The following is a 6,090-nucleotide window of genomic DNA, read 5'->3' on the forward strand; positions in this document are numbered from 1 at the left end:
GAAGCGCTGAACAAGGCGCGCGCGCATCCGCAGTGGGCGTCGCTCAATCCGCAGGCGAAGTTGAATCAGGCGGAAAGGCAGGAGCAGGTTGAGGCGTTGGTTGATCGGGTGCTTGAGCTTTAGATCGCTACCCCCTCACCCCAGCCCTCTCCCGGAGGGAGAGGGGGCCGACTGTGTTGCTCTTGGGTCATACACCGACCTGAGATATCCAGTCGAACTCAGGTTTGAAAAGCATGGAGATCAGCGCCCTCTCCCTCCGGGAGAGGCTGGGGTGAGGACTGCAATCACTCAGCCGACAACAATTTCTCAGCCTTGCGCTTTAACACACTCAGATTCACCAGCGGCACTGCAACCTCCTTCGCCAACTCATCCCAGCGCCGCATGCGCAAACTCAGCGCACACAACGGATCAGCCTCGAACGCATCCGCCTCAGCCGCGCTCATCACCCCGCCCTGATATTCCAGTGTGCGCCGACTCGCCTCACTCAACCGCGCGTAATAGCCCGGCTCGCGCAAGGTCAGATAGCGCTTGGCCTGGACGTGATATTCCACCAGTCGCGCCAGCCGTTCGCTGAAACCTGCCTCACGCAGATAATCGGCTCCGAGCCGTTCATGGCTGATCACGCCATAACCGCCCATGTTTCCCGCGCCCTCGGCACATAGATGGCCGATGTCATGAAAGAACGCCGCCAGCACCACTTCATCGTCACAGCCTTCAGCCATGGCCAATTCTGCGGCCTGGGACATGTGCTCGAGCTGCGACACCGGTTCGCCGATGTAATCGCTGGCGCCGAAGCGTTCATACAGGCCGAACACCCGGGCGATCACCTGTTCGTGATTCATGCCTCCTCCAGTAATTGCGCGATATTGCGTTCGGCCAGCGCCGGGCCGACGCTCATGCCGACGCCGGTGTGCATCAGCGCCACGCTCAGGCCCGGTGCCGGGCGCAGGAATGAAAACGGCCCTGGCCCCCGAGCACCATAGACGCCCTGCCAGCGTTCGACCACTTGCACCTGGCAGCCCAGCGTCTGCTCGGCGAGTTCGAGCATCCAGTTATCGACCTGCTCGGCGTTGAACGGTGACGCATCGCTGCCGTAATGATGCGAATCGCCGATGATCAGCTCGCCATACGGCGTCGGGCTGATCAGCAGGTGAATGCCGTTGGCGTGCAGGTGCGGTTGTTCACGGAGGATCTGCGCCTGCACCGCTGCGGCTTGCGGCAAATCGGCGAAGGCGCCGTAGTGCACGCAGCTCAGGCCGGTGAGCACGGCGTGTTGCAGGTTCAACTCGATGCTTGGTCTGGCCCGCAGCATTTGCAAACGACAGATCTGCGGATTGAGCGCAGCAATCGGCTCGGCCAGCAGGGTCTGATAATCGTGGCCGGAGCAGACGATGATCTGCTTGCCGGTAGAACTGCCGGCGGTGCTGTGCAGACGCCCTGGCTCGACGTCGCGCACCAGCGTGGAAAAGTGAAACTCGACGCCGAGGTCACGGCGCAAATAATCGATCAGCGCCGGAATCGCTTCGCGCGAGTACAGCTGCTGATCATCGACACCGTGCAGCGCGGCACGGTGATGGCTGAACTGGCCGCCATACAGATCACGCAACGCCGCGCCGCGCAGCAGCTCGACGTTGTAGCCATGCTCGACCGCGCGGCCGGCGCAGAAGACTTCGAGCAGGTGTTCTTCGGCCTCGCTGCGGGCGAACAGGTATGAGCCGTTGCGCTTGACCTGCAGGCCGGCAAGTTGCGCCCAGTCGCCCCAGATCTCGCGGCTGGCCTTGGCCAGTTCGAGCATGATGCCGGGCGGCTGACCGGTCACCAGCGCCTGGCCGAAGTTGCGCACCGAAGCGCCAAGGGGCGTGGCGGTGCGTTCGAATACCGCGACTTTCAGGCCGCGTTTGGCAGCGGCATAGGCGTGGGACAGACCGAGGATGCCGGCGCCGATGATGAGCAGGTCTTTGGGTTGTGTCATGAAGCCACCTCAATGATCGTTCCCACGCGGAGCAAAGGAATGCAGCCAGGGACGCTCCGCGTCCTTTGTGACGCAGAGCGTCACGGGATTCATTCCCACGCAGAGCGTGGGAACGATCGGCACCGGTTACTTGGCGACAACTTTTTCGGACTTGCCGTCATACCGCTTGCGCCATTCAGCCAGGATCTCGTCGCGATTCTTCGAGGCCCAGGCAAAGTCGTTCTTGATCAGACGCTGCTCATAGTCGGCTGGCAATTCGGTTTGTGGCTTGGCAATCCCCGGCTGCGCAAGAACAGCGAAGTTCTCCTTGTACAGATCCATCGCCTCGGCGCTGGCGGAGAAATCAGCGAGTTTCTTCGCCGCTTCTTCATGCGGTGTGCCTTTGATCACCGCTGTCGCTTCGATCTCCCAGCCCAGGCCTTCCTTCGGCAGGATGATGTCCAGTGGCGCACCCTGGCGTTTCAACTGTACCGCTGGATATTCAAAGGAAATCCCGATCGGAAACTCCCCCGCCGCCGCCAGCTTGCACGGCTTGGAACCGGAGTGAACGTACTGGCCGATGTTCTGGTGCAAGCCGTCCATATACGCCCAGCCCTGCTTCTCGCCGAAGGTTTGCAGCCAGGCGCTGACGTCGAGGAAACCAGTGCCGGACGACGCCGGGTTGGGCATGACGATCTTGCCCTTGTACTCAGGCTTGGTCAGGTCCTGCCAACTGACCGGTTTGCTCAAACCCTGCTTCTCGGCTTCGACAGTGTTGAAGCAAATGGTCGCGGCCCAGACGTCCATGCCGACCCAGGCTGGCGGGTTGGCGGCGTCGCGGTAGTTCGCGCCGATCTTGCCGAGATCCTTCGGTGCATAGCTTTGCAGCATGCCTTGCTGATCGAGAATCGCCAGGCTCGACGCGGCGAGGCCCCACACCGCGTCAGCCTGCGGACGAGCCTTTTCGGCGAGCAGCTTGGCGGTGATGATCCCGGTCGAATCGCGCACCCATTTGATCTCGACGTCCGGGTTGGCCTTTTCGAAGGCCTCCTTGTAGGACTTCAGTTGTTCGGCTTCGAGGGCGGTGTACACCGTCAACTCGGTTTTTGCCGCGAAGGCATTCAGGCTGAAAGTCGCGAGCACAGCAGCGGCCAGGGCCATAGGCTTGAACATGAGCGTTTTCCTGTAGATGAGTTGATCGGGTTTGCAATCAGTGACCGGGCGCGGTTTGCCGCCAGGCCTGGGAACGGCGCAACAGGCCGCGCGAAGCCCACGCCAGCAGCAGCGACACGCCGGCCGAGGTGAACAGAATCAGGGTCGACATTGCCGCCGCACCGCCGACGTTGCCGGCGTCGTCCATGTTCAGCACCGCCACCGCCGCAAGGATGGTGTCGGGGCTGTAGAGGAAGATCGCGGCGGAAACCGTGGTCATTGCCGAGACGAACAGGTAGCGCACGATGTCCAGCAGCGCCGGCAGGCAGATCGGCACGGTGACGCGCAGGTAATGCCGGTACAGCGGCGCCTTCAGCGACAGCGCGGCGGCTTCAAACTCAGCGTCGAGCTGGCGCAGCGCGGTGGTCGCGGTCATTTGTGCGGTGGTCAGGTAGTGCGCAATGGTGCAGACGATCAGCAGCGTCATCGTCCCGTACAGCATGTGCAGCGGATTGCCGCTGAGGTTGAAGAAGAAGACGTAGCCCAGGCCCAGCACCAGCCCCGGCACCGCCATCGGCACGAAGCTGAGCATACGCAAAGCCAGGTTGAGCCCGCGCTGAGTGCGGGTTTTCTCCATCAGATAGGCGCCAGTGAAAATCAGCACGCTGCCGATCAGCGCGGTGCCCAGCGCCATCTTCAGACTGTTGCCGTAGGCGAGCCAGCCACCGCCGGCGGTCTCGTTGAACTGATAGTGGTTGAGCGACAGCGACAGGTTGTACGGCCAGAACTTCACCAGCGACGAAAACACCGCCATGCCGAACACCAGGATCAACGCCGCACTGATCAGCAAAACGATCGCCAGATAGCAGCCGTCGCGCAGCCTGGACGGCAGCGGTTTGAACACCTGCGCGCGCCCGCTCATGGAGTCGCCATGACGCCGACGCAGCCAGGCATCGACACCAAAGCTGAACAGCGCCGGCAGCAACAACACCATGCCGATCAACGCGCCGCGCCCGAATTGCTGCTGGCCGACCACGGCTTTGTAGGCTTCCAGCGCCAGCACTTGATAGTCGCCACCGACCACCACTGGCACACCGAAATCGGTGATGGTCAGGGTGAATACCAGACAGAACGCAGCGAATACCGCCTGGCGGGTCGCCGGCCAGGTGATGCTGCGAAACGCTTTGGCCGGACTGGCACCCATGCTCGATGCGGCGTCGAACAGCCGCGCATCGGCCAGCGACAATGCCGAGAGCAAAATCATCAGCGCATGGGGAAAGGTGTAGATCACCTCGCCCAACACAATGCCCCAGAAGCCATAGATATTGTCCGAGAGCAGCCCACGCAGCATGCCCTGGTTGCCGAACAGATAAACCAGCGCAATCCCCGGCAGCATCGACGGCGCCATCAGTGGCAGCAGGGAGATTCCGCGCCAGATGCCTTTGCCCGGAATCAGCGTGCGTTGCAGTGCGTAGGCAAACAGGTAGGCCAGCGGTACGACAATGGCCGCAACGCTGAGGGACACTTTCAGGCTGTTGCCGAGCAGCCAATGGAAATTGGCACTGGTCACCAACTCTTTCGCCGCGAGCCAGCCGCCGCCCTGCCCGGCGTCGTTGCTGAAGCCGCGCCAGAAGATCGCCAACAACGGCAGCAGCACCGCGAGGCCGAGCAACACCAGCAGAACGACTTTGCCGCCGACCACGAACAGGCGATCGCCGATCTCGGCTTTCGAGGACTGTCGCACCTGCTTGTGCGGTAGCGGCAGCGCGAGGTTGCTGTTCATCAGGCGAACACCTGCAAACTGCGCGGCGGCAAGGCGACCATGATCTGCTGGGCGCCGAGGCGCGGCATGGCTTCTGGCGCGATTTCGGCGAGCAGTGCGTGGCCCGGCAATTGATCAAGTTCGAAGCTCATCCGGCAGCGATTGCCGAGGAAAGTGATTTCGCGGACCTTGGCCGGGAACAGGTTCTCTTCGTGCACCAGCGGATTGACGTTGATCGCCTCCGGGCGGCAGAACAGTCGACCCGAAGCGCCGTGTACGCTGCCCTCGGCCAGGCGCAGATTCATCCCACCGACCCGGGCGTGACTGTCGCTGCTGCGCTGAAACGGCAGCCAGTTGCCCTGGCCGACAAACTCGGCCACGAACGGCGTGGCCGGGCGGTTGTAGATTTCCTGCGGGGTGGCGTACTGCTCGACGCGGCCGTTATTCATGACCGCGATGCGATCGGCCATCAGCATCGCTTCGTCCTGATTGTGCGTGACCATCAGCGTGGTGATGCCGAGGTTGCGTTGCAGCTGACGCAGCTCGGTGCACAGATGCTCGCGCACCCGCGCGTCGAGGGCCGACATCGGTTCGTCGAGCAACAGCAGCGACGGCGCCGGCGCCAATGCGCGAGCGAGCGCTACTCGCTGTTGCTGACCGCCGGACAATTGGCCTGGATACTTTTTCTCACTGCCGCTGAGGCCGACCAGTTCCAGCATCTGACCGACACGCCGGCGCACTTCATCGCGCCCGCTGCCGGCTAGGCCGTAGGCAATGTTCGCCTCGACCGTCAGATTGGGAAACAACGCGTAGGACTGGAACAGAATCCCGTAATCCCGCGCTTGCGGGGCAAGATGCGAGACATCGCGATCGCCCAGATACAGCTCGCCGCTGTCCTGCTGCTCCAGCCCGGCAATGCAGCGCAACAATGTGGTCTTGCCACAGCCCGACGGGCCGAGCAGGCACACCAGTTCGCCGGCGGCGACATCGAGGGAGACGTTGTCCAGCGCAGTGAACGCACCGAAACGCTTGTGCACGCCGCGCACTTTCATCGGCGCGCCGGGGTTGGTCAGGGCTGTTGCGATGGCGGGATTCATGGACGGACCTCAGCAAACGGATGAGGCCAATCCTAGAGTTGTAATGCGTCCGTCATGTGGCAGCGAGGCAAAAACCGCTGATAGTGGTATTCGGGGATTTTGGTTCACTGCAGATCGTTCCCACGCTC

6 protein-coding genes are annotated in these 6,090 nt (G+C 62.4%); 1 reads left to right on the plus strand and 5 read right to left on the minus strand.

Annotated elements, in window-relative coordinates:
- Positions 1-123, plus strand: a 123-nt coding sequence (locus F8N49_RS28100) for a DUF3482 domain-containing protein (RefSeq protein ID WP_218574911.1), incomplete at its 5' end; no start/stop codon positions are given.
- A gap of 161 nt (positions 124-284) precedes the next feature.
- Here the strand turns inward: F8N49_RS28100 and F8N49_RS24525 are convergent.
- From F8N49_RS24525 to F8N49_RS24545, 5 genes are all read right to left on the minus strand, one after another.
- On the minus strand, positions 285-842 hold the full coding sequence (locus F8N49_RS24525) for a phosphonate degradation HD-domain oxygenase (RefSeq protein ID WP_071172195.1): 558 nt from the start codon (positions 840-842) through the stop codon (positions 285-287).
- Positions 839-1,972, minus strand: a complete 1,134-nt coding sequence (locus F8N49_RS24530) for a TIGR03364 family FAD-dependent oxidoreductase (RefSeq protein ID WP_071172194.1) — start codon at positions 1,970-1,972, stop codon at positions 839-841. Before F8N49_RS24530 ends, F8N49_RS24525 begins: the two co-directional genes overlap by 4 nt.
- A gap of 126 nt (positions 1,973-2,098) precedes the next feature.
- Positions 2,099-3,124, minus strand: a complete 1,026-nt coding sequence (locus tag F8N49_RS24535) for a putative 2-aminoethylphosphonate ABC transporter substrate-binding protein (RefSeq protein ID WP_042606530.1) — start codon at positions 3,122-3,124, stop codon at positions 2,099-2,101.
- Between the two features lie 37 nt (positions 3,125-3,161).
- Complete coding sequence (locus tag F8N49_RS24540) at positions 3,162-4,886, minus strand: putative 2-aminoethylphosphonate ABC transporter permease subunit (RefSeq protein WP_151552955.1); 1,725 nt, start codon at positions 4,884-4,886, stop codon at positions 3,162-3,164.
- Positions 4,886-5,962, minus strand: a complete 1,077-nt coding sequence (locus F8N49_RS24545) for a putative 2-aminoethylphosphonate ABC transporter ATP-binding protein (protein WP_016772688.1) — start codon at positions 5,960-5,962, stop codon at positions 4,886-4,888. The genes F8N49_RS24540 and F8N49_RS24545 overlap by 1 nt, the downstream gene beginning before the upstream one ends.
- Positions 5,963-6,090: the final 128 nt, after the last annotated feature.

Origin of the sequence: Pseudomonas sp. GXM4, from assembly GCF_008923895.1 — a bacterium.
GTDB lineage: Bacteria > Pseudomonadota > Gammaproteobacteria > Pseudomonadales > Pseudomonadaceae > Aquipseudomonas > Aquipseudomonas atacamensis.